Origin of the sequence: Pleomorphovibrio marinus (genome assembly GCF_003347495.1) — a bacterium.
GTDB lineage: Bacteria > Bacteroidota > Bacteroidia > Cytophagales > Cyclobacteriaceae > Pleomorphovibrio > Pleomorphovibrio marinus.
Genome location: NZ_QCXY01000014.1, coordinates 59,637 through 84,901, shown reverse-complemented (window position 1 = coordinate 84,901; position 25,265 = coordinate 59,637). Strand labels below are relative to the sequence as shown.

At 43.8% G+C, this 25,265-nt stretch carries 18 protein-coding genes; 13 read left to right on the top strand and 5 right to left on the bottom strand.

All coding sequences use genetic code 11. From position 1 onward, the window contains the following. Positions 1 to 1,792 precede the first annotated feature (1,792 nt). The 4 genes from DB520_RS24965 to DB520_RS24950 all read left to right on the top strand — a co-directional run bounded on the left by DB520_RS24965 (position 1,793) and on the right by DB520_RS24950 (position 3,152). Complete coding sequence (locus DB520_RS24965) at positions 1,793 to 2,020, top strand: hypothetical protein (RefSeq protein WP_114752517.1); 228 nt, start codon at positions 1,793 to 1,795, stop codon at positions 2,018 to 2,020. Then, the gene (locus DB520_RS24960) at positions 2,020 to 2,424 is read left to right on the top strand and encodes a type II toxin-antitoxin system VapC family toxin (RefSeq protein ID WP_114752516.1); all 405 of its coding nucleotides are present in this window, start codon (positions 2,020 to 2,022) and stop codon (positions 2,422 to 2,424) included. The genes DB520_RS24965 and DB520_RS24960 overlap by 1 nt, the downstream gene beginning before the upstream one ends. 165 nt (positions 2,425 to 2,589) lie before the next feature. Next, complete coding sequence (locus tag DB520_RS24955) at positions 2,590 to 2,928, top strand: DUF4160 domain-containing protein (RefSeq protein ID WP_198675453.1); 339 nt, start codon at positions 2,590 to 2,592, stop codon at positions 2,926 to 2,928. Continuing rightward, positions 2,916 to 3,152 (top strand): DUF2442 domain-containing protein, encoded by a 237-nt coding sequence (locus tag DB520_RS24950; protein WP_114752515.1) that lies wholly within the window; start codon positions 2,916 to 2,918, stop codon positions 3,150 to 3,152. The genes DB520_RS24955 and DB520_RS24950 overlap by 13 nt, the downstream gene beginning before the upstream one ends. A gap of 1,815 nt (positions 3,153 to 4,967) precedes the next feature. On the opposite strand, the gene DB520_RS27110 is transcribed toward DB520_RS24950, so the two are convergent. Both DB520_RS27110 and DB520_RS24920 read right to left on the bottom strand, forming a co-directional pair. Further along, positions 4,968 to 5,183, bottom strand: coding sequence for a hypothetical protein (locus DB520_RS27110; RefSeq protein ID WP_114752511.1), 216 nt, complete (start codon positions 5,181 to 5,183; stop codon positions 4,968 to 4,970). A 245-nt stretch (positions 5,184 to 5,428) separates the two neighbouring features. Continuing rightward, positions 5,429 to 6,283 carry a hypothetical protein gene (locus DB520_RS24920; RefSeq protein ID WP_157972245.1) on the bottom strand — a complete coding sequence of 285 codons (855 nt, stop codon included), beginning with the start codon at positions 6,281 to 6,283 and terminating at the stop codon, positions 5,429 to 5,431. Positions 6,284 to 8,205: 1,922 nt separating this feature from the next. On the opposite strand from DB520_RS24920, the gene DB520_RS24915 reads away from it, so the two are divergent. The 3 genes from DB520_RS24915 to DB520_RS24905 all read left to right on the top strand — a co-directional run bounded on the left by DB520_RS24915 (position 8,206) and on the right by DB520_RS24905 (position 9,735). After that, complete coding sequence (locus DB520_RS24915) at positions 8,206 to 8,571, top strand: AAA family ATPase (RefSeq protein WP_114752508.1); 366 nt, start codon at positions 8,206 to 8,208, stop codon at positions 8,569 to 8,571. Positions 8,572 to 8,845: 274 nt separating this feature from the next. Continuing rightward, entirely contained in the window at positions 8,846 to 9,163 is a 318-nt protein-coding gene (locus tag DB520_RS24910; RefSeq protein ID WP_114752507.1) for a DUF6922 domain-containing protein, read from the top strand. Continuing rightward, on the top strand, positions 9,151 to 9,735 hold the full coding sequence (locus tag DB520_RS24905) for a nucleotidyl transferase AbiEii/AbiGii toxin family protein (protein WP_198675452.1): 585 nt from the start codon (positions 9,151 to 9,153) through the stop codon (positions 9,733 to 9,735). Before DB520_RS24910 ends, DB520_RS24905 begins: the two co-directional genes overlap by 13 nt. A 988-nt stretch (positions 9,736 to 10,723) precedes the next feature. Here DB520_RS24905 and DB520_RS24895 read toward each other — a convergent pair. Together DB520_RS24895 and DB520_RS24890 are read right to left on the bottom strand one after the other, a co-directional pair. Next, entirely contained in the window at positions 10,724 to 11,014 is a 291-nt protein-coding gene (locus tag DB520_RS24895; RefSeq protein WP_114752504.1) for a type II toxin-antitoxin system RelE/ParE family toxin, read from the bottom strand. Beyond that, the gene (locus DB520_RS24890; protein ID WP_114752503.1) at positions 11,002 to 11,184 is read right to left on the bottom strand and encodes a hypothetical protein; all 183 of its coding nucleotides are present in this window, start codon (positions 11,182 to 11,184) and stop codon (positions 11,002 to 11,004) included. The genes DB520_RS24895 and DB520_RS24890 overlap by 13 nt, the downstream gene beginning before the upstream one ends. Before the next feature lie 2,195 nt (positions 11,185 to 13,379). Between DB520_RS24890 and DB520_RS24870 the strand changes: the two genes are divergently transcribed. The 4 genes from DB520_RS24870 to DB520_RS24845 all read left to right on the top strand — a co-directional run bounded on the left by DB520_RS24870 (position 13,380) and on the right by DB520_RS24845 (position 20,232). Continuing rightward, a complete protein-coding gene (locus DB520_RS24870; protein WP_114752499.1) occupies positions 13,380 to 14,591 on the top strand; it encodes an ATP-binding protein in 1,212 nt (403 codons plus the stop codon). 1,480 nt (positions 14,592 to 16,071) lie between these two features. Further along, positions 16,072 to 16,527 carry a (2Fe-2S)-binding protein gene (locus DB520_RS24855; protein ID WP_114752496.1) on the top strand — a complete coding sequence of 152 codons (456 nt, stop codon included), beginning with the start codon at positions 16,072 to 16,074 and terminating at the stop codon, positions 16,525 to 16,527. A gap of 18 nt (positions 16,528 to 16,545) precedes the next feature. Then, positions 16,546 to 18,828, top strand: a complete 2,283-nt coding sequence (locus DB520_RS24850; RefSeq protein WP_114752495.1) for a xanthine dehydrogenase family protein molybdopterin-binding subunit — start codon at positions 16,546 to 16,548, stop codon at positions 18,826 to 18,828. A 249-nt stretch (positions 18,829 to 19,077) separates the two neighbouring features. Further along, complete coding sequence (locus tag DB520_RS24845; protein ID WP_114752494.1) at positions 19,078 to 20,232, top strand: glycosyltransferase family protein; 1,155 nt, start codon at positions 19,078 to 19,080, stop codon at positions 20,230 to 20,232. A 35-nt stretch (positions 20,233 to 20,267) separates the two neighbouring features. Here the strand turns inward: DB520_RS24845 and DB520_RS24840 are convergent, their stop codons facing one another. Continuing rightward, positions 20,268 to 22,970: a DUF7133 domain-containing protein gene (locus tag DB520_RS24840; protein WP_114752493.1), complete on the bottom strand. Its 2,703-nt coding sequence runs from the start codon at positions 22,968 to 22,970 to the stop codon at positions 20,268 to 20,270. Between the two features lie 248 nt (positions 22,971 to 23,218). Between DB520_RS24840 and DB520_RS24835 the strand changes: the two genes are divergently transcribed. After that, positions 23,219 to 24,130 carry a pirin family protein gene (locus tag DB520_RS24835; protein ID WP_114752522.1) on the top strand — a complete coding sequence of 304 codons (912 nt, stop codon included), beginning with the start codon at positions 23,219 to 23,221 and terminating at the stop codon, positions 24,128 to 24,130. A gap of 68 nt (positions 24,131 to 24,198) precedes the next feature. Next, on the top strand, positions 24,199 to 25,200 hold the full coding sequence (locus tag DB520_RS24830) for a dienelactone hydrolase family protein (RefSeq protein ID WP_114752492.1): 1,002 nt from the start codon (positions 24,199 to 24,201) through the stop codon (positions 25,198 to 25,200). The last annotated feature ends 65 nt before the right edge of the window (positions 25,201 to 25,265 follow it).

Below are 25,265 nucleotides of genomic sequence, written 5' to 3'. Positions count from 1 at the left end.
TTTTTTATGTGGAACGTTGTTGCTCGCTCCGAAAAGGTTTTTTTTCACAGAAGGTCAGGGACGAAGGCGGAAATGGTGCAAGTCAATAAAAACACTCCGTTTCTCGAAATTTGCAATTTCGAGAACAGATAAAGCGGATTTGTAATCCGCATTCCGCACATCTTCGTAAAAATAATTTGGATTTCGGAGCCTATACTCTTCTAGAGCTTTGCTTCAGATCTTGTTCTGGAGGATTACCAATCCCGAACAGCGGTACAGCGTCTTCTTAAAATTAGCCCCCCTTCCAGCGCAAAAACACCAATTCGATCTTTCCCCCTCCTGTTTTAGGAGGGGGAAAAAGGGGGTGGTGGAAACAATTCGGCTGCAATAATCAACCTTTCAAATCCTACCATTTTTCGCCCACCCCTCAGCCCTAAACAAGGTTAAGCTTATCAAAATATATTCCTCCCAGCTAGGAAGTGCAATGGAGTTGAACCACTCCGTGGTTCCAGGCTTTGGGGGGTGTATCCCAATTCCCCGGGTTGACCCGGGGTTATTATTGTTGGACCCTTTCAGGGTCATGGGTCGAAACCAAGAGCACAATTTTTGGCATGAAAAACGGTTGCCACTGTTTACAAAAATCCCAATGACAATTCGATCTTTCCCCCTCCTGTTTTAGGAGGGGGAAAAAGGGGGTGGTGGAAACAATTCGGGTGCAATGATCAACCTTTCAAAGTCTACCATTTTTCGCCCACCCACCAGCCCGAAACAAGGTTAAGCTTATCAAAAATTATTCCTCCCAGCTAGGAAGTGCAATGGAGTTGAACCACTCCGTGGTTTAGGGAGTGTATCCCAATTCCCCGGGTTGACCCGGGGTTATTATTGTTGGACCCTTTCAGGGTCATGGGTCGAAACCAAGATCACAATTTTTGGCATGAAAAACGGTTGCCACTGTATACAAAAATCCCAATGACAATTCGGTCTTTCCCCCTCCTGTTTTAGGAGGGGGAAAAAGGGGGTGGTGGAAACAGTGAGGGGGCGAATATCACCCATCCGAAGCCAGGCATGAATTGCGATACCCAACCCACCCGTAACGAGGGTTAGGGTTGCAAAAACCAGTTCTTACCAACGAAGAAGTTCCTTTGTGTTGAACCCCTCCCGGGGTTCTGGGGGCTTTGTTGTGCCTTTTTCCCCGGGTTGGCACCCGGAGCTAATGGGGTTTGACCACTGTCGTGGTCTTTGATACATCTGAAAAGGTAGTTTCCTTAATTCCATAATGACCTGTTCCTTCCTTACGGGATTTGCCGTAATTAAATGGATACCTTCTCTACCCACATCCGGTACCTAACGGCACCTAGGTTGTACACCAATCAATCCTTCGGACGAAATCAAAAGCTTCGAATGGTAAAGAGAACACCTTTTCCGCAAGTGGCTGGCGGTCAGTAAACCGCGCCTGCCCTGACCATTCTGTCAGTGGCCTGCCCTGACCTTTCCGTCAGTGGCCTGCTCTGGCTCATTCAGGGGCGTGCGGGTGGTACGTGGGCGAGGTAGGATTTTTCTGACCCCGAGTAGCGCAACGAATCGGGGACAAAAAGAACGTAAAGCACATAAAGAAGAGAATGTTGGTACCCTACATAAAGGCCAATGGTGCTCAAAAAGCCAGGGTGCTGAGTATTTTTGAGAAATTCGGTCTGCGGCTCCTGCCCGCCCGTTCAGGATGGAGCGTTCCATTAAACTTTCACTAGCAAAGAAAAGGATAGGAAAAACGAACTTTGGTTAATAATTTAGGGTATAAGGTAAAAGGAGGTAAGTTATGACAACCAAGCAATTAAGAGAGCGACTCATAAAAAGAATTGAAAATCTTTCTCCCGAGAAACTCCAAGATCTTTCCAGGTTTTTGGAATCTTTGGAAACAGAAAACAATAAAATGAAAGTTTTGACATTTGCGGGGTCTTGGTCAGATCTTGATGAGGAGACTTTTGATGAGTTAACGAACAATTTGGAGAATAGGAGGAAATCCGACAGAACAAAGTTTTTTTAATGAAGCCTGTTTTAATTGATACTGACATTATCTCCTATTTTTTGAAGGGAAATGAAAAAGTCTTCCTTAAATTCCAAGAATATCTTAAGGACTATGATCGTATCAATATCAGCATTATCACTTATTATGAGATTGTTAGCGGTTTAACTTTTAAGAATGCTGAAAAACAACTTCAGATTTTTGAGGAATTTTGCTTTACTTCCACAATTATTAACTTGAGCGTAGATTCCATAAAAATTTCAGCGGAGATTTATGCTAACCAAAGGAAGAAAGGGGAAGCGGTTGATGATATTGATATCTTGATTGCAGGTATTGCTATTTCAAATGATTTGGTCTTGGTTACGAATAACACCAAACACTTTGGTAAAATTGACGGCCTAACAATAGAAAATTGGATGGGATAATTTTCTGGTATAGATTCTTAGAATAATGCCTATAATTCGGGAGCTCAAAGAATAAACCGAAGATCCACCTTATCTGTGATCCAATCATAACTTCATGAATTCATAAGACTCCTTGCCCACCAGCTCCTGATCAACCCTGCCTTTTGGATATTAGGGTTTATCCTGGTGACTGCTTGGCAAAGCCGTCGGGAGCAGGTATGGATCACAGTGATAGGCCTATTGTTGGCCTTTTTCTTTTTTAAGCCCCCCATAGAATACCTTACCCATAAGCGGGAAAGAAAGCATATTCATGTAACTTATGCCAGGAAAGGTTTTAAAAGATCCTGTAAATTCTGGTTGGAGCCCAACATAGAACTTGTTGAAAGCAAAAAAGGAGATTTCACCCAAAAGGAATTAAAGGAAATAGAGAAGCTGATCCAAAAACATCAAAGAACGCTTTTGGATCAATTAGCGTTGTTTTATGAAAACAAGGATGTTAAAGCCATAAGATTATGGATTCATTAGTTAACTCACCTTCGATCGTTCATGTCCAGTTTAAGGGGGATATACTGTTGGAAATCGATTTGGATAATGGCAGATCCTTTGTTGTGCCCTTGGAAAAATTTCCTGAAATTAAAGCACTTACTAAATCCGAAAGGGATGGTTTTGAGGTGATTGATGGAAGTAATTTGTCTTTTTTGGCCATTGATAAATTACTCAGCATAAAAGAATTGATTGGGGTTTATTAAACCCGCTTCCCCCGCTTCTCGAAATTTGTAATTTCGAGAACAGATAAAGCGGATTTATAATCCGCAGGCTGCACATCTTCGTAAAAAATATTTTCGATTTCGGAGTCTCTATTCTTCTAGTGCATTGCTTTAGATTTTGTTCTGGAGGATTTCCAATCCCGAACGGCGGCACAGCGGCTTCTTAAATACCCCCCTTCCGGGGCAAAGAACAACGATTCGGTCTTTCCCCCTCCTGTTTTAGGAGGGGGAAAAAGGGGGTGGTGGAAACAATTCGGCTGCAATAATCAGCCTTTCGAAGCCTACCATTTTTCGCCCACCCACCAGCCCGAAACAAGGTTAAGCTTATCAAAATATATTCCTCCCAGCTAGGAAGTGCAATGGAGTTGAACCACTCCGTGGTTCCGGGCTTTGGGGGTGTATGTCCCAATTCCCCGGGTTGACCCGGGGTTATTATTGTTGGACCCTTTCAGGGTCATGGGTCGAAACCAAGAGCACAATTTTTGGCATGAAAACGGTCGCCACTGTATACAAAAATCCCAATGACAAAGACCACTTTTAAGTTCACATTGGGTAACACCTGACACATTCTCCAAACGGATCAAAGAAACCCGCATGGGTTTCAACCCCATTAGCCCCGTGCGTCAGCTCGGGGATTAAAGGACTCAACGACAATTCCCCAACCCAGGACGAAAGCCCCGGGTCAACCTTATCTGATCAACCTATTCCTGGCCAGTTGCTCTCCAGCAGAGCTGACTTACGCTTCAGTTGATAAATGTAAATGTAAACCTATTTTAGGATTAAATTTAGATGTAAATTTGTGACAGGACTAACAGAGAATAAAATTTAAATATGTAAACTTTTTTTAGGACGGGTCAAAACAACGATTCGATCTTTCCCCCTCCTGTTTTAGGAGGGGGAAAAAGGGGGTGGTGGAAACAAGGCGGAGGTACAGATCAACATCTCGAATTCAGACAATTTTTGACCAATAGGAACTGGATAAACCTGTAACAATTCCCTAGACTCAATAAAAGACATCATATCTAATCCCTTATGTGATTACTTGATTTTTCCCATGTAATCCTTTTGGTATTTTTTTAAAAGGAACTTTGTTGTTTTGATACTCAAAATGGAAACAATTATACAAATATAGAAGTCTATACTTTTGACGTAAAAAGTCCCCCAAGGTGCCAGCCACAAAAGGCCCACAGCCATCACTGTAATGTCAAACCAATCATGGAAGACTATATTCTTTAAAGTGTCCATATTGACAGGAACATATTTCTAAAACATATGCCTACTATCTAAGGTACTTTGCCTTCTTTACATCCTAAACAAGGCAAAAATGAAAACCTTTAAGGCACCTTCTCGCCTCCAAATTTAATCTACTCAATAGAAATGACAGTGGCCCTAAATGTTATTAATCCTTTAGACCTACAGGACTTACTTGATTTTTCCCATGTAGTTCTTTTGGTGCTTTTTTAACCATAGCCTTATTACACTAGCTATTATTATGGCTTGGATAATGCAAAGGTAGAATTCAACTTGATAATAATCGAAAGTTCCGAAGGGCATTAACCACATGAATACCACTGACATCCAGATGATATCAAAGGGAAGGCTGAAGATTATTTTAGTAATCGATCTCATTGTTTATCATTATTTCCCTATTCGAATCCTAAAGGTGAAAATCCCCCGAGTCATACCCTTCTAAATTTTACACATTCAAACCCTCCAGGTTTACCGAACCTGGAGGGCATGGTCAGTGGATGACCGTAACAAGAATCACCCTTTCGGATTGGATATCATTCTATCCGGCTACACTTCACTTTTTCTTCTGAGCCATTTAAAACCATGATAGCTCAGGAAAAACCATAAAGCACCAGCACCCAAAGAAGTATAGAAGCCAACTTCGAGTGGGTTGAAGGAACCATAAGAACCAAATGTCATCAACAAAACGGCAAAACACAGGCCTCCTAGGATAAACCTACCCTTTGTCCTTCTTTTTCGACCGGAATTCCATTTTTTTTTCAAGTTATGACAAGGTTAACCGATGGAAGTTGCATTATTTGATTTTTCCCATGTAATCCTTTTGGTATTTTTTAAGGAAGAACTTAATGCTAAACTCCAAACTAACCGCTAGGATTATACAGAGATAAAACCCAACTTGAGTTAAATTAAATGTTCCAAAAGGCATTAACCACATGAACATTATGCTCATAAAGGCTATTCCTATCCAATTTTTTGACAGAAACTTCAGCATTTTTTGATTTGATAAATTATCTGAAACAACTACCCATTAATTCTGCGACAATTCCTGCGCTAACACCCTCAATAAAGCCTAATGCCCCACCGATCACTGCACCACCTACGCAACCTCCTGCGGTACCAAGGCCTGGAAACACTACTGTACCCCCGGTACATCCTATAATTGTGCCACGAGTTCCTCCTAAGCCAATTCCAACAACGCCAGCAAGAAATACATTTCGAGTATTTACCGAACAACCCAAGGTTTGAACTTGCCCAAAATGATCGACGACCACTTTTTCCTTTATTCTATCTATCCCGCCATCCAGTACGAAATCCGAGAAGACAATGGTTCCTGAACTGATGGATAATAATGAGATCTTTTCCTCATAATTCAAAGAGGGCGAATGAATAATTTGGTTTTGAAAGGAAAGGGCAACGTTTTTGGCGGTATGAGGGTTTGCCGAATGATCCAGAGCATCCATAAACGGGTTTAGCAAAGAGCTTTGGTTGGGGGTGAAATAATTCCCCGAATTATACACTTCGTCCCTCATCCTAGCTCGTGCGTCGTTCCCTGCATCTGGGAAGTTCTGAAACCCAATATGAAACCTATCATCAATAGGTTCCTCGAGTCCCATCAGTTCCCTTGCCATCACATCCACGATCTCGCCTACAAGATGTTCCCTCATCAGGTAGGGTTCTGAGTGTTTATGCCGGGCAGATTCTTTTTCGATTATCTCCATGGCCAAACCCAATCCATGGGAATACAACTTTTTAATTTCCTCGATTTCATCCAAATAGGCTTGTGGTTGAGGATCTTCTGCGGTTTCAAGTTGGTTACAGGCGACCAGCAGAAATAGACAGATACAAATTTTTGTGTTTTTCATTTTTCCATAGGTGTTGCTGAATATGGCATTAATAGGTTTCCTACTAATATTATCCTCCAATAAGGAGGTTCCACGTTACAGCCCGACCTACAGGTTAATCAGATGACAATCCCCAAGTCAATGGGGTCGAAAATTGCCAGGCAGATGAATTAATAGCCTGATTCAAAGATTTAAGTTATTGTATTAAGGGTACTACTCCGTTGACACGGAACCGGGAGCGAAAAATGGGTTTAAACCGTGAGCGTTTTTTAAACAGCTGTATTTCAGTTAAAAGTAAACTATTCTGAGAATATTTAAAAATTTTTTGCATAAAATTTTATGTTATTGATATGTTCAAATTTGGATTACGGGACATACTCATTTCCTTTCACAATGAGACTTTTTGTTTCCCGTAGAGACCAGAGAGACAAAGGGACGAAGAGACTTGTTTACAGGCGAAAGGTTGGTTTTCGCTTCGGAAGGTTTTTGTCACAGAGGGCACAAAGGAGGCACGCCTGTCTGCCTTTTGCAGGAAGGTCGCGAAGGTTTTTTTGGTATGATTCGAAAACGTAGAGACCGGGAGACTTAGGGACGGAGAGACTTGTTTTCAGGCGAAAGGTTGGTTTCGCTTCGGAAGGTTTTTGTCACTAAGAACACAGAGGAGACACAGAGGGCGCGAAGGTTCTTTTGGCTTGATTCGAAAACGTAGAGACCGGGAGACTTAGGGACGGAGAGACTTGTTTTCAGGCGAAAGGTTGGTTTTCGCTTCGGAAGGTTTTTGTCACTAAGAACACAGAGGAGGCACAGAGGGCGCGAAGGTTTTTTTGGCTTGATTCGAAAACGTAGAGACCGGGAGACTAAGTGACGGAGAGACTTGTTTTCAGGCGGAAGGTTGGTTTCGCTTCGGAAGGTTTTTGTCACTAAGGACACAAAGGAGACACAGAGGGCGCGAAGGTTTTTTTGGTATGATTCGAAACGTAGAGACCGGGAGACTTAGGGACGGAGAGACTTGTTTTCAGGCGAAAGGTTGGTTTCGCTTCGGAAGGTTTTTGTCACTAAGAACACAGAGGAGGCACAGAGGGCGCGAAGGTTTTTTTGGCTTGATTCGTGACAAAGAAATGCCTTAATGAGCGTATTTTGCGAGAAATAGTAGCTTTAAGCGATAAAAGCAATACAGCAGCTGCCAGTCACCAAAAACGAGGATGGACAATGTCAACTAGGAGAGTCCTCTCCATTGAATGGTAGAAAAAACTCCATTTTCGCTGGTGGTGGGCCGACGGAAAACAGGGCCTGCCCTGAATTTTCTCAGGGCGTGCGGCTGGCTTGTGCGTGAGGAAGCTCCCCCCACATCCTGGCCCGAAGACTCCCGTCTTCGTCCTATCTTGACTTTTTTGTTTCCCCGATATTAGGATCGGGATCTCCGACTTTTTGGGTCAAAGCCTGTCCCGAGCGGAGTCTCGGGGCCAAAAAGTAAGGAAGTAAAAAGAGAAAAAGCTATCAATAGCAGCTTAAAGGGTAATTATAGCCATAACATACTCGGTATGGAGAGACTTAGAGACGAAGAGACTTAGGGACGGGGGGACTTGTTTTCAGGCGAAAGGTTGGTTTTCGCTTCGGAAGGTTTTTGTCACAGAGGACACAGAGGAGGCACGAAGGACGCGAAGGTTTTTTTGGTTTGATTCGAAACGTAAAGACAGGGAGACTTAGAGATAAAGGGGCTTAGAGTCGATTAACGTTTTTAGGTCATACAATCACTTACTACTGAATACGTTTAAACTATAGTATAAATATCCTATAGTGATTAAAGATTAACACCCTGTTTTAACCCAACAGTAATCCTAAAATTCGCATAATAAATACCCTTAATTTTGCACAATAAAAAATCATAAATTTGCACAATCCTAAATTTTTTATAGCTTTAAACGCTATTAATTTGAGTGGTTATGGCTTATATCCCTATAATAATCGAAGCAGGCCTATCCGAAAAATTATCTGCTTCGGGTGCAGTTTTGATCAAAGGGCCAAAGTCTTGTGGGAAAACAGAAACAGCCAAGCAGTTTGCAAAAAGTGTTTTGGAAATGGACAGGAACAAACAGGTTCCAATGATCATGGCAACAAATCCCCAACTTCTGTTGGCAGGTGATATCCCTAGGCTTATTGATGAATGGCAGGAACAACCTGAAATTTGGAATTACGTGAGACACGAAGTGGATGACCGGAAAGCAAAAGGACAATTTATCCTGACCGGATCGGTTAATCCAAACGATGATGTCAAAATGCATAGTGGATCTGGGCGGTTGGCAGTTTAAAATTGCCTGAAAAAGCCTATATTTAGGTTATGAAATCGAGCCTGTCCTGACGGCAGTCAGGGCATGACGAGCACGTCACACACTGGGATGATTAAGATTGCCAGATTCCCCCGAAACGAGTTCCCCGAAACAAGTTCGGGGCAGGCAGGGGCAGGCTATGTGACCAATAAAAAGCAATTATAAACACATGAAATGCCCATGAGAAAGAATTCTCACACAGGAGGATGATTATCTAGGGCATTCCATCTGACCATTGAAAAACAAATATAAACAGATGAAAGCCGACTCAAACTCAAAACAGGACATCTATTCTTTATCCAGCCACCTATTTTGGGATACGCCGATTGAGGATATAGATTGGTATCAACATCGTGCGTTTATCGTTGAGCGGGTCATGGGATATGGAAGCATAGAGGATTGGGAGATAATAAAGAAGGCGTATTCAAAGGAGGAAATGAGAGAAATCGTAATAGGCATACGGGTGCTTGACGATTTTAGTATCGCCTTTTTAAGCTTAGTTTTAGATTTGCCAAAGGAAGAATTCAGATGCTATACCGAGAGACAGTATCAGCCGAGCTTTTGGCATTATTAGAAAGTTTAATGATTATCGATGAGTTCGATGCACTTCGGCTAGTAGGTGGTACTGCTTTAGCACTGCAAATTGGACACCGCAATTCTGTAGATATCGACCTATTTGGCAAACACAGTATGGATGAGTTAACCCTTGCTAACGTTCTCGCTAGGTTTGACCACATTAAGAAGCTTGGAGGAAGTCAGTCAATACAGATATATTTAGTTAACGGTATTAAGGTTGATTTTGTCAATTATCCCTATCATTGGGTAAAACCGCCACTTGTTTTGAGTGGCCTTAGGATGGCTGCTTTAGAAGATATTGCCGCTATGAAAATTGCGGCAATTACACAGCGGGGTTCCAAGAAGGATTTTATTGACCTATTTTTTTTACTTCACAAATTTTCGATGCCTGAGGTGATGGCGTTCTACAGGGAAAAAATATCAGATGGCAATGAATGGTTAGCATTGCGAAGTATGACTTATTTCGACGATGCGGATAACCAACCCAATCCCACTATGTTTCAGAAATATTCCTGGGAGAAAATTAAGTCATATGTTAGCAGAGAAGCAAAAGATTATGGGGGCTATTAGCAATTCCCCTATTGCTCTGGCTGAGACCTGAATCTTTGGCATTTGATGGATGGTTTTAATTTTGGGTTATGAATTATGAGTGATGGATTGTGAATTACGAATAGAGAATTACGGGCTGCGAGGAGTGGTGGTGAATTACGAATGTTGTTAATGGTTAATTGTCAATTTTATTTCTGGCATTATTAAAGCCCCTCCGTCCCCAAGTCCCCGCCGCAGATAAGGAGCACAAACTACAAATCCTCTTGAAGCTTTTATTTGATCAGAATTTCTCCCCAAAAATAGTAAGACAGATTGAACCTGATTTTCCGGGCACAAAGGGTTTTTTGGTTTGATTCGAAACGTAGAGACCGGGAGACTTAGGGACTTTAGAGTTGGTTTCGCTTCGGAAGGTTTTTGACACAGAGGACACAGAGGAGGCACGAAGGTCGCGAAGGGTTTTTTGGTTTGATTCGAAAACGTAGAGACCGGGAGACTTAGGGACGGGGGGACTTGTTTACAGGCGAAAGGTTGGTTTTCGCTTCGGAAGGTTTTTGTCACAGAGGACACAGAGGAGGCACGCCTGTCTGCCTTTTGCAGGAAGGACGCGAAGGTTTTTTTGGTTTGATTCGAAACGTAGAGACCGGGAGACTTAGGGACGGAGAGACTTGTTTTCAGGCGAAAGGTTGGTTTTCGCTTCGGAAGGTTTTTGTCACGCTTGCCTGCCTTTGGCAGGAAGGACGTGAAGGTTTTTTTGGTTTTATTCTGGACGGAAAGACAGACCTAGGGACGAGTCCCCGAAACCGTGGGAGTTACCCATCGTCCGAATGGAAAACGCACACAACCTCCCATGGGTTGGTGGGAAAGTTAAATAAAAAGGGCAGGGGGAAGGTGGAGTAGTGCTGGGGAGTGGTAGTTACCCTGCACCAAGTATAAAACTGTATATTCCTAGAATTTTTATCCGAAAATATCACGCTGTCTGGCGTCATTCGATATCAGAATCAGGAAAATCTTATGCGTTTCTAATCGATCTTTCGCATCGGTGAACTGTAATAATATCAATCCGATACTCATCAACTATGCGATAATCAATTCTATAGTTAAATCTTATTAACTCTCTAATTTTATCGTTTTGAAATTCGGGAACCATTTTACCTGACAGTGGATGGCTTTCAAGTATATCAACAGCATTAAATAGCCTATCTACCGTCAATTGTGCGTATCTCTCAGAATCTTTTAATATATGTTCCCCAATCTCGTTCAAATCGTCGATTGCCGAATCCGTCCATACTACTTTAACCATTTTTTGAGTTTTTGTCTGGCTTCCTCTTTGGTGTTTATTTGTCCATTTTCAGAATCGTCGAGCCCTTTCTGAACCCTCTCTAAAAAAATCAGGTGATCTACAACCTGATCAATTGTCAGGTTCTCAGGGAGTTTATCAAGAGAGTTTATTATCTGGGTTTTGGTTATCATAGCTATTTATTTTAACTCAAAGATAATGAATCAAGTTTGTAAATCATCAAGCCTATTCCGAGTTATCTGCGGGATTTGTACCGTTCAATTAGGTTTTCTCCTGAAGTTTCTTGACTCGCCTGCCTGCCTCTGGCACGGAGACAACAGAGAGACTTAGAGACTAAGTGACGGAGAGACCTGTTTATAGCGAAATGTTGGTTTTCGCTTCGAAAGGTTTTTGTCACTAAGGACACAAAGGAGGCACGAAGAGCACGAAGGTTTTTTTGGTTTGATTCGTGACAAAGAAATGCCTTAATGAGCGAATTTTGCGAGAAATAGTAGCTTTAAGCGATAAAAGCAATACTGCAGCTGCCAGCCTCCAAATATGAGGATTGACAAGGTCAGTTGAATGAACCACACCATAAAATGGTAGAAAAATCACCGTTTCCGCTGGTGGTGGGCCGACGGAAAACCGGGCGTGCGGCTGGCGTGTGCGTGGGGCAGCTCCCCCCACATCCTGGCCCGAAGACTCCCGTCTTCGTCCTGTCTTGACCTTTTTGTTTCCCCGATATTAGGATCGGGATCTCCGACTTTTTGGGTCAAAGCCTGTCCCGAGCGGAGTCTCTGGGCCAAAAAGTAAGGAAGTAAAGAGAGAAATGAACATCCATAGCAGCATTAAGGGTGATTTTAGCCATAACATACTCGAAACGAAGAGACTTAGGGACTTAGAGACTTGTTTACAGGCGAAAAGTTGGATTCGCTTCGGAAGGTTTTTGTCACTAAGGACACAAAGGAGGCACAAAGGACGCGAAGGTTTTTTGGTAATTTTTAAGACCGGGAGACTTAGGGACTTAGAGACTTGTTTACAGGCGAAAGGTTGGTTTTCGCTTCGGAAGGTTTTTGTCACTAAGAACACAAAGGAGGCACGCCTGTCTGCCTTTTGCAGGAAGGACGCGAAGGTTTTTTATGTGGAACGTTGTTGCTCGCTCCGAAAAGGTATTTTTTTCACAGGAGGTCAGGAATGAAGGCCGAAATGGTGCAAGTCACCAAAAACACTCCGTTTCTCGAAATTTGCAATTTCGAGAACAGATAAAGCGGATTTGTAATCCGCAGGCTGCACGTCTTCGAAAAAATAGTTTGGATTTGAGAGCCTATACTTTTCTAGAGGAATGCTTCAGACTTTGTTCTGGGGGATTACCAATCCCGAATGACGGTACAGCGTCTTCTTAAAATCAAACTCTTCCGAGGCGAAAACAACGATTCGATCTTTCCCCCTCCTGTTTTAGGAGGGGGAAAAAGGGGGTGGTGAAAACAAGGCGGAGGCAACAATCAACCTTTCGAAGCCTACCATTTTTCACCCACCATTCCTCATCCTGAAACAAGGTTAGGCTTATCAAAATATATTCCTCCCCGCGAAGAAGTGCCTTTGAGTTGAACCACTCCGTGGTTCTGGGGTTTGGGTGTGGTGTGCCCCAATTCCCCGGGTTTCTCCTGGGGTTATTATTGTTGGACCCTTTCAGGGTCATGGGTCGAAACCAAGAGCACAATTTTTGGCACGAAAACAGTCGTCACTGTACAGATAAACCCCAAAAAGACAATCACCATCCCTAAAATTTACTCCATTGGATGACATCTGACACAGTCTCCAACAGCTTCAAAGAAACCCGCAGGGTTTCCACTCCATTAGCCCCGTGCGTTAGCTCGGGGATTAAATGCCCCAACGACGATTCCCCAACCCCAGGGGTTGAACCCCCGTGACCAAGCCTTCGGACGGTTACCCCATTCGATAAATCCATCAAATTCACCTGAAAGCCCCTGTTTCTCGAAGTTTGCAATTTTGGGAACAGATAAAGCGGATTTGTAATCCGCAGGCTGCACATCTTCGTAAAAAATATTTTGGATTTCGGAGCCTCTACTTTTCTAGAGCTTTGCTTTATATTTTGTTCTGGGGGATTACCAATCACGAACAGCGGCACAGCGGCTTCTAAAAATTAATCCCGCTTCCGGGGCAAAACCGCGAACCCTCCTTTCCTAACAGGACGGTGATCCTATTGCAATCGATGCTTCTACCCGCATTAGGTACCTAGCGGCACCCTGATTTTAGGTGCTCCCAATCCCTTAAATAATTAGCCAATACCACTTATGCTATTTCTAAATTATAATTATATTTATAACTTTACGTAATATCACATCAGGTTATAAATGTATATACAGAAATGGAAATCAAATTACCACGTCATATTCACGTTCGGTCGACTTATTTGAACAAGGTACGTCCCTTTATGGGCAAAAACATCATCAAGGTATTGACCGGGCAACGTAGGGTGGGAAAAAGCTATTTGCTATTTCAGGTCATTCAATTGATCCGACAGGAAAACCAAAATGCCTCTATCCTTTACATCAATAAAGAAGATTTGGCATTTTCCTTTATCAAGTCCGCAGAAAATTTAAATGATTATATACTTACCCATAAATCAAATGCCGGGAAGACCTTTGTTTTTATTGACGAAATCCAGGACATACCGCATTTTGAGTCAGCACTTCGTTCTTTATTGCTGCATGAAGATCTTGATATTTATTGCACAGGAAGCAATGCCAACCTGCTTTCGGGAGATATTGCCGGATTCCTGAGCGGCAGATATATAGAAATACAGGTATATAGCCTTTCCTATGCAGAGTTTTTGGACTTTCATGGGCTCATAGAGGGCAGTGGGAGTTTAGAAAAATACTTGAAATACGGGGGACTACCATATTTGATTCATTTGCCCCTTGAAGACGAAGTGGTTTTTGAATACCTGAAAAACATCTACAACACGATCGTTTATCGGGACATCATTAACAGGTATGCCATTAGGAATGTCCCTTTTCTGGAACAACTGTTGGTGTTTCTTGCCGCGCATACAGGCAGCATTTTCTCGGCGAAAAAAATCAGTGATTTTCTCAAATCGCAGCGCATTAATATGGCGCCAAATCAAGTTCAAACGTATATACATCACCTTGTGAATGCTTTTTTATTGCATAAAGTACCTCGATATGACCTGGTTGGAAAACGACTGTTTGAAATAGGGGAAAAATATTATTTTGAAAATCTGGGCATCCGAAACGGAATTTGGGGATACAGGTTGGAGGATAGGGGCAAAATAATGGAAAATGTAGTGTACAATCATTTGGTTTTCAAGGGTTACAAAGTCCGGATAGGAATAATAGGGAACAAGGAGGTTGATTTTGTTGCCGAAAAAGAGGGGGAGAAAAAGTACCTTCAGGTGGCACTAACCATCAATGATCCCAGTACCATGTCACGCGAATTCGGAAATTTAAAAAAGATAACCGACAATTATCCAAAGACGGTCATCACCATGGATGCCTTCTCGGGAAATACCCATGAAGGTATTCAGGCCATTGATCTACGTAGTTTTCTGCTTTCGTAAAGATGGAATTTCCAGTTCCGGAAGGTTTTCGCTTCGGAAGGTTTTTGTCACTAAGGACACAGAGGAGGCACGCCTGTCTGCCTTTTGCAGGAAGGACGCGAAGGGTTTTTTGGTAATTTTTAAGACCGGGAGACTTAGGGACGAAGAGACTAAGAGACTTGTTTATAGGCGAAATGTTGGTTTTCGCTTCGAAAGGTTTTTGTCACTAAGGACACAGAGGGCTCGAAGGTTTTTTATATGGAAGGTTGTTGCTCGCTCCGAAAAGGTATTTTTTTCACAGGAGGTCAGGCACGAAGGCGGAAATGGTGCATGTCACCAAAAACACTCCGTTTCCCCGTTTCTCGAAATTTGCAATTTCGAGAACAGATAAAGCGGATTTGTAATCCGCAGGCTGCACATCTTCGTAAAAATATTTTGGATTTCGGAGCCTATACGCTTCTAGAGCATTGCTTCAGATCTTGTTCTGGGGGATTACCAATCCAGCTTCCAGTGCAAAAACACCAATTCGATCTTTCCCCCTCCTGTTTTAGGAGGGGGAAAAAGGGGGTGGTGAAAACAATGTGGGGTGCAATGACCAACCTTTCGAAGCCTACCATTTTTCGCCCACCCATCAGCCCGAAATAAGGTTAAGCTTATCAAAATATATTCCTCCCAGCTAGGAAGTGCAATGGAGTTGAACCACTCCGTGGTTCTGGGGTTTGGGGGTGGTGCCCCAATTCCCGGGTTTCGCCCGGGGTTATTATTGTTGGACCCTTTCAGGGTCATAGGTCGAAACCAAGAGCACAATTTTCGGTATGAAAACGGTAGCCACTGTTTACAAAAATCCCAATGACAAAGACCACTCTTAAGTTCACATTTGGTAACACCTGACACAGTCTCCAAACGGATCAAAGAAACCCGCATGGGTTTCAACCCCATTAGCCCCGTGCGTCAGCTCGGGGATTAAAAGACCCAACGACGATTCCCCAACCTCGGACGGGGTTGAACTCCGGGAACAAGTTTTCGCACGAAGGATCCATTCAGGAAATGGGGCAATTTCGTTCGGGAGACCAATCCCGGACGGAGACACGGCGGCTTCTTAAACCCCAATTCCCCGCGTTTCGCCCGGGGTTATTATTGTTGGACCCTTTCAGGGTCATGGGTGGAAACCAAGAGCACAATTTTTGGCATGAATTGGGTTGGTGGTACGTTTTTGACTATGGGTTCCACCCTTGGCCATTGAGAGGTTTTACACCTGTCGGGTTTGGTGTAGTTAAGATTTGGGTTTTAAAATTTAAACTCCAGGAAAATGCAGTTTCGATCCTTTCCAGCGTCTCCAGGTGAAACTTGCCTTCCTAGCTACCCCTCTGAAAGTCCTGCCGAAGGCAGGGCTGAATTTCTGTAGCAACGGATTTGATTTTAGTAAGAGATTGTTTGATAATAATAATGAGCCTTTCTAAAAAATAACGTATTTTGAATTTTCTTACCAACATTCTAAACCATGGCAAAAATCAATCTGAATATCAACGGAAAAACCAAAGAAGTGGATGTAGATCCCAACACCCCCATTCTTTGGGTACTGAGAGACCATTTGGATCTGGTTGGAACGAAATATGGCTGCGGGATCGCCCAGTGTGGTGCCTGCACGGTAATCATGGACGGTAATGCCATCCGGTCATGTTCCACCCCGGTTTCCTCCGCGGAGGGTGCAAAAATCACCACCATTGAAGGCTTGTCGGAAAATGGTGATCATCCAGTACAAAAGGCCTGGATGGAGCATGATGTGCCCCAATGCGGCTACTGTCAGGCAGGTCAGGTGATGAGTGCAGTGGCATTACTCGAAAGCAACCCCAATCCCAGCGAGGAAGATATAGACAATGCCATGAACGGGAATATCTGTCGTTGCGGCACTTATTTGCGCATCAAAAAAGCAATCAAGACCGCTGCGAATTCCTAATCCCAAAAGTTATTAACCATGACTATCATAAAGACAAAACTAAATAGACGTTCATTTTTGAAGGTTTCTGCATTGGCAGGAGGAGGCATGGTGCTCAGCTTCAGTTGGCTTGCAGGCTGTCAGCCCAGTCCCGAGCAGGAGAAGTTGGGGTTACCCGATGAGTGGTTTGAGCTGAACAGTTATATCAAAATTGGGGACAACGGCTTAGTGACGCTTTTTTCCCCGAATCCTGAATTTGGCTCTAACGTAAAAACCTCCATGCCCATGATCCTTGCCGATGAGCTGGATATGGATTGGAAAAAAGTAATCGTAGAACAGGCCGACTTTTTCCCGGAACGTTATGAAAGGCAGTTTACCGGTGGTAGTCAGGGCATACGTCTGGGATGGAATCCCCTTAGAACAGCAGGGGCCGCAGTCAAGTACCTTCTGGTAGCCGCTGCTGCCCAAACATGGGAAGTTCCTGCGGAAGAAATCAGCACTTCCGGGGGTATTATCCGGCATGAAGGATCTGGCAAAAAGGCACATTATGGAGAAATGGCGGCTTTGGCGGCTACTCTAGAAGTTCCGGAGGAGATAAAACTTCTTAAAGAAATCAAAGACTTTAACATCATCGGCACTTCCCGAAAAAATGTGGACGGGTCAAAAATAGTGACCGGAAAGCCCATGTTTACGATGGATTACAAAAAAGAGGGGATGCTGATCGCCATGATTATCCATCCTCCTGCTTTTGGTATGAAGTTAAAATCCTTTGAAGCTGAATCGGTAAAGTCCATGCCGGGAATCAAGGATGTTTTTAGCTTTAAGGTACATAAGGAGGATTACGAACAAAATGCATTCGACACCACCACGCATCCGGAATTGGTTGCCATAGTGGGGAATTCCACCTGGGAAGTGTTGCAGGCTAAGCGGAAATTGAAGGCCGACTGGGAAAAATCCCCAGAACGGGAATTTGTGATGGCCGGATGGGGAGGAAATAAAAGCACAGTAAAGGTACCCGCAGGACTAGAAAACACAGAGAAGCATAAGGCGAGCATGGAAGCGCATTCCAAAAGAAAGGCCAGGGAACTACGTAAAGACGGCAATCCTGCTGCCGCTTTCAGCAGAGCCGCCAAAGTCCTTGAAAGGACCTATACCGCTCCATTTCTTGCCCATAATTGTATGGAGCCGGTAAACTGTTTTGCCCATGTCACTGCAGACCAGGCGGAATTGTATGGACCCATCCAGGCACCGGAATTTGTTTCCAATACCCTTTCGGAAAGGTTGGGGCTGCCCAAAGAAAAAATCCATATCAAGCTGGCTAGAATGGGAGGGGGCTTTGGACAGCGGGCGTATGGGCACCATATGGTAGAAGCTGCCGTGATATCCCAAAAGGTAGGAGCACCTATTAAAATGATCTATACCCGGGAGGATGATATGACCTATGGGATTTATAGGCCTACTTATACGGCCACCTATCGTGCTGCCATTGACGAGGAGGGTAAATTGACAGCCATACATATCAAAGCCGGGGGAATTCCTGAAACCCCTATAGCACCGAACAGGTTTCCTGCCGGGGCAGTGGACAATTATTTAGCCGAAGGCTGGGAAATAGCCTCCAATATCACCATAGGAGCCTTTAGGGCACCAAGGTCAAATTTTATCGCCAGTGCTGAACAATCCTTTTTGGACGAACTTGCTGAGGAATTGGGCAAGGACCCCATTGACTTCCGCTTGGAACTTTTGGACAGGGCAAAGAACAACCCAGTAGGCAATAACAATGATTATGACCCTGAGCGATATGCTGGGGTGTTGAAATTGGTAAGGGAAAAATCCTTCTGGGATTCACCGAGACAGGGCATTCACCGGGGTGTGTCCGCTTATTTTTGTCATAATTCCTATGTGGCGGAAATTCTTGACTTGAGAATGGAGGACAACAAACCCGTGATAGAAAATGTAATAGCGGCAGTGGACTGTGGTATTGTGATCAATCCTGATGCTGCAGCAAATATGGGAGAAGGGGCCATAGTGGACGGTATTGGCAATGCTTTCTTTGGGGAATTGCCCTTCAATGACGGGGTGCCACAAAAAAGCAACTTTAACGACTACAAGATGATCCGCATGTCTGAGGCACCCAGGAAGATCGAGGTGCACTTTGTAAAAAACGATCATGATCCGACGGGGTTGGGAGAGCCCTTGTTTCCACCTGTCTTTGCGGCCATATCCAATGCACTGTACAAGGCCACGGGCCAGCGTTTTTACCAACAGCCCTTTCAGCCCCAGCTAGAAATGATGGAACAAGAAATAAAGGTAGGACAGTCATAGGAGGACCATAATTGGCATACAACTAAAGATAGGGGCATTGTCTAGTTTGAGTTTCCTAAAGGTGATCCGATTGGTTCTTTTCAGTGAGGAAGACCCACAAGTATATTTAAACACCTTCAAAAAAGAGAATTAGAGGCATAAAATAGCAGTTGCCTTTTTATTCTTTATCCATAAAGCTTTCCAGATTGGTAAACAGATTTTGGCATGATTTTTTAAAAATCAAAGAGTAATAACCTTATTTATATTTTCATGAAGGAGTCCGGTCGAAAGCGAATTCTTGTAGCTTGTAATCATTTGGTGTCCGTGGGTGGGGCTGAACTCTACACGTACTACCTGATAAAAGCTATAAAGGGAAAAAGAAAATATAAGGTAGAATATTTTACGCACCATTTAGGTGAAATCTCTTCTAAAATAGAAAATGAACTTCAGATTGGCTTTAGGTCTGGTAAAGGCTATGATTTAATTATTGCAAGTCATAACCTTACTGTCAATTATCTCTATGGTAAGGGTCCCATTCTTCAAATCTGCCATGGCCCCATTCCCGAAATGGAACAACCCTCTCCCTTAGCTGATTACCATATTGCCGTATCAGAGGAAGTGAAACAGCACCTGTTACAAAAAGGCTTTGACTCGAAGGTAGTGCTCAATGGAGTGGATTTAGGTACTTTCAGCCCCCAGAAGGCTATCGGTAAAGAGCTAAAAACTGTTTTGTCACTTTGTCAAAGCGAAGAAGCCAATAAATGGATTTCGGAAATATGCGAGGAGGAACAATTGTCCTTTAAGGCAATCAACAAACATGAAAACCCCGTTTTTCAGGTAAATAAAGAAATCAATAAGGCTGATATGGTAATTGGTATCGGTAGGTCGGTCTATGATGCTATTGCCTGTGGCCGACCCTGTGTTTTGTTTGACAATAGAGTATATAATGGTACTTTGGGAGATGGCTATCTCCATCCCCATCTGTTTAAAAAATTCGTCCTAAATAATTGCTCAGGGAGATACACTAAAAAATCGTTCACAAAACAGCAATTAAAGCAGGAAATCAATAAATACAATGCAGAAGATGGCAAGGCTCTAAGGAGCATAGCGGAGAGATCCCTTGACCTGAATAAAAACACCGAAAAGATTCTGGCCATAGGTTTTTCCATAGGCAAGTGGGATCATTTTAAACATCGATTATCCATTTTCTTTCAACCCAACAAAACAAAGCCACTATTTAGTGAACAAAAGAGGCTGTACCGGGCAAAAATGAAAAAAAAAATTGACCAAGGTACTTCCTTAAAGACGCTGTTTTTTTTGATCTATAATGAAAGTTTTCCCATTAATCTTCAATTCGCCTTTTATTTATTTTGGTTAAAACTCCTTTTGAAGGGCAGGAAGTCAGAAAAGCCTTCTGAAAATTAGCCTGATTAGAATAAGGATAGCTTCTTTATGAATGCTTATCTGGCATACAAGCTCAACTTTTTCATCTCCCAAGCCTCTTCGCACCCTTCTGAAAGCTCCATACGTAAATATTTTGCCTGGACTTCCTCATCCCACTGAAAGCGGTTTACTCCCTTATCCCCAGTGCCTGTACCGAGGTTTTTCCAGTTTTTTCCATCGCTAGACACAGCTACAGAAAATGCCCTGGGATATTGTTTCTCATCGGCCTCGAATTGTAATTCTGTCAGCTTGGTAAGCTGGGGGAGCTCCACTTGAAACCAATTACCTGGAGCCTGTTCGTTTTCGGTCTTCCATCCCCTATATCCAAAAACCAGGGAAGGATCCTTGGAAGAACCCACCCCTTGCCAGGCAGTGCTACTGGCGGTTACCTTCCAATTGTCTTGCGGTAATAGTGCTTTTGGGATTTCCTGCACCAGTTCATCAAAATTATAGTTGGATTTCCGGTCACGGGTTTCTTCCCTGATTTTAGCCACATATTCCGGATGGACGAAACTACCTCTATTGCCAAAATCGTTTCGGACATAGGAAACTACGGAGGCGATCCATGTATCGTCGTTTTCAGCCATAGGAATCATTACCCCTTCGTATTCTTTACCCTCTATGTCGCCGGTAAGTCCATGTAGAAGGGTTTTTACGGCATATTCCGGATGCCCTTGTATGCGGGGAGAGCCAGAAAATCCCGGGGCTAACAATTCGCCTCCCTCACCCCCTGTGGGAGTCCCTAACCCTTTTACCCCATGGCAGGCCGCACAATAACCGTCATAGATGTCCTTACCCTTATGGAACAATTCCTGCTCATGCGCCAAAAATTGGGTGTTTGCAAGTTTTTGGGCTTCTTCCATTTTTTGTGACAATTGGCTGCTGACCAGTTGCACCCCCGGAGACTGGTTAGATTGACTCGTTGTTTTTATTAAATCCTCCATCCCTTCAATCTTCAAAATATAGGCACTTTGCACTGCCTGGATCACCACTGAAGGTTCTTCATCTTCTGTCATTTGTTTAAAATCAGAGGCCAGGCTTAAGTCCCCATATTTATACAAAGTCTCTGCAGCCCTGAGGGCTTGAATGCGTAGTTGGTGGTTGGAATCTTTCAGCCATGTCCGTATCATATCGGCCTTTAGTGCCCCCAGTCCCTCCAGAGTCCAAAGGGCATGAATGCGGGCCAGTTCATTATCCGAACTCAGGGCCATTTTCCTAAGTTCCTCAACTACAGACCTATCTTGCTTGAGCACCAAAAGCTGTTGGGCCATATCCCTCCACCATCCGTTGGGGTGTTCCAGGTGATTGACCCATTGGGCTGGTGATTCCTCATACATGCGGGGTTTTTCCTTGCTACGGGGCATTCCCTCATAGGTTACCCTCCAGATACGCCCATTCCCTACGATATCATCCATTTGATACTGCTTGATTTTGGTACGAAGGTAACTGCCTTCCTGTGTCCAGTTTCCTTGCTGAATGATGCCCCTATACATGTCGACGATATACATGGTACCATCGGGTGCGGTGGCCATGTCCACCGGTCTAAAGAGGGGATCTGTGGATTGTATAAATTCAGATTCTGAATCTATATATTCATTTTGTATATAAGTGAGGCCTTCCTCTTTTTCGGACCTAACTTGGCGCACAATCCTTGCTACGGGTTCCCCGTAGAAGTACTGTCCTACCAATTCTCTAGGAAGTCTATCTCCTCGAAAAACGTCGTTGCCTGCGGCACCTGTAACATTGTTGAGGGAACCATCTGGTTTTGTTTCCCGCATTCCTGGCTCAAAATCCGCCATTTTGACAAGGCTGTAGGGAACACGAAACCCATCCTTAAATTGCCCTTTTACTTGATAATTGCCATATACGATGGGAAATTGGAAGTTTTGAGGCACCCCCCCAGCTCCATCCTGAAACCATACCTGCCCGTAATTGTCCTGGGTCACTCCCCATTGACCATAGGGGTTGCCGGTGGGTTCCTGGATTACCCCATCAGGCGTCCAACGTATCCTTTTGGAATTATAAGTGCTGTACATCCAGTTGTCCATGGCCCAGGTAAGGAAGCTGGTCTGGTGCTCTACATTTCCTGATCGGCCCAGACCTGTGGCAAAAAGCTCTTTTTTGTCGGCTTTTCCGTCATTGTTGGTGTCGGTATATTTGTAAACATGGTCTTCATTGGACTCCATGGAAAGTATGGTATTAGGACCAAAGGGCACTACAAACCTAGGGAATACCAGGCTGTCCAGAAAGATCACTCCGGTTTCATAAATGCCATCGTTGTTTTTGTCCTCCCATCTGGAGATTCTGCTCACGGGCAAAAGTTCCCCCTGCGCATCAATATCCTGCATATAGGTTCTGAGCTCCAAGACATACATTCGGCCATTACCGTCAAACCTGATCGCCGCTGGTTCCCTGATTTGTGGTTCGGTGAGTATGGGCTCAATGCGGTAGCCCGGCTTGAGGGTGAAGGTCTCCTTTTGCTGGGTTGCCGATAAGGGAACCACAGGTGGGGCGGGGGAGAGGTCAATACCTTTCCAACGAGGCGACTCCATATCTACTCCCTCCGGAATGCGGATAGAAGGAAAAGGTTCCTCCATCCGCTTCGGATCCAAGGCATCAGCGGGAGAAATATCAAATGGGGATTTTTCCTGTTGGCAACTTGTGGTGAGGAATAACGCAATACAAGCGTAAATGGAGAAAATTACAGGTATTCTTTTCATGTAAAACTGAATTACTACACTTTTTTGGATGTCTCAAATCCCTGGTCACTACGATAGGCATAATTAAGAACCTGCAAATTATGGGTATTTTTCATGATTTTAAATGCCAGTAACATAAAATTTGGATGATTTTGATACAATCTAGTTATCGAATGATTGTACCAATTGTTGATTCAAATAAAAATAAGTATTTCTCTAAACTCTCTCATTATTTTTTAAATTTAGGAACCAATTATACCCTCTTTAGTATGTTAGACATAGTAATTGATGCCAGAAAGGCAACTATTGGTCCCGGTCTGGCGGTAAAACGGATACTCCCCTTTAGGCTTAGGAGAATGGTGGGGCCTTTTATCTTTATGGACCATGCGGGCCCTGTAGATAAGCCCTCCTCCAAAACATCTTCCATGGATGTGCTTCCTCACCCCCATATAGGGCTTTCCACGGTAAGTTATCTTTTTGGCGGGTCAGTGACCCATAGGGATAGCCTAGGCGTGGAACAGGTGATCAAACCCGGAGAGGTAAACTGGATGAAGGCGGGTAGGGGCATTTCCCACAGTGAGCGGTTCGAGGACCCATCGGCTTTGGCTGGAGGGGAGTTGGAAATGATTCAGACCTGGGTTGCCTTGCCAGAGAATGAGGAGGAAGCTGCGCCTACCTTCCATAACTACGCCATAAACCAGTTGCCTGTTTTTACGGATAAGGGGATCTGGATGAGGTTGATTGCGGGTACAGCCTATGGGTTGAAGAATGAAGTAAAAACCAGTTCACCCATGTTTTACCTTCATGTGGTGTTGGAAAGGGGAATGAGGATTGATTTGCCTATGGAGCATGCGGAGAGGGGGGTGTATGTGGCTAAGGGCAGCGTGGAAGTCCAGGGTCATACCTATTATGCCGGACAATTGCTGGTTTTTACCAAAGGTACTGATCCAGACATCCTCACTAAGGAGAAATCCACGCTGATGATGCTGGGTGGGGAACCACTAGGGGAGCGCTTTATTTGGTGGAATTTTGTTTCCAGCAGTAAGGAAAGAATAGAACAGGCAAAAGAGGATTGGAGGCAGGGTAGGATTATTCTCCCCCCAAATGACAATGAAACCTTTATACCCTTGCCGGAGGATAAATATAAAACAAAGGGGCCTGATCCCGAAGCCTTGTCCTAAGGTAATGCTTACTCTTTTGACCAAATGATTTCTTTCCTTCCATCTTACCGACCCGTAGCTTCCCCAAAATGAAAAAGTTGTGTTTTTACTTGCTTATAGTTGGCTTTTCCTTGTTTTACGCCTTTGATGGCTTCAGCCAAAACGCCAAAAATATGAATGAATTGACTCCAAAGGAACAAGAACGAAAACAGCTTTATGAGTTGTTGGGCAGGCTTCCGGACCGGAATAGGCCTATTTCGGTAAAAGTAGTTTCGACTGAAGAAAAGGAAGGAGTTATTCTTCAAAAATTACTGCTCGACATCAATGGCTTGGAGATGGTGCCGGCCTATTTATCCAAACCCAAGGATGTAACCGGCAGACTTCCTGTGGTGTTATTCAATCATTCCCATTTCGGTCAATACGAAGTAGGAAAAAATGAATTTATCTTGGGTAGAAAGGAAATGCAATCGCCTCCCTATGCCATTGCTTTGGCGAAAGAAGGATATGCCGGACTTTGCATTGATTCTTGGGGTTTTGGGGAGCGATCTGGGAGGCCTGAAGTGGATCTTTTCAAGGAGATGCTCTGGCAGGGACAGGTGATGTTCGGAATGATGGTGTATGACAATCTGAGGGCACTGGATTACCTGCTGGGCAGGGAGGATATTGATCCAGACAGGGTGGCCACCATGGGTATGTCCATGGGCAGTACCATGGCCTGGTGGCTGGGTGCCCTGGACGAGCGGATCAAAGTAGTGGTGGATTTAAACTGTCTTACTGATTTTCACACCCTAGTGGAAAAGGGAGATTTGCGCCTACATGGTATCTATTATTACGTGCCCGATTTGCTCAACCATTTTACCACCTCTTCCATCAATGCCCTGATAGCCCCCAGGCCACATTTGGGGCTTGCGGGCAAGTTCGATCCCTTGACCCCTTTGGAAGGGCTGGAAATCATCGATAAAGAACTCAAAGCAGTCTATGCGGCAGAAGGAGCCCCTGAAGCCTGGAAATTAAAGATTTATGATGTGGGGCATGAAGAAACAGAGGAAATGAGGGAGGATATTCTGCAGTTTTTAAGGGAGTGGTTGTAATATGATGTTATTTTTAAAAAGTAAAAGGAATTCCAATTTGATATTGTCATAAAACTATACTTTGT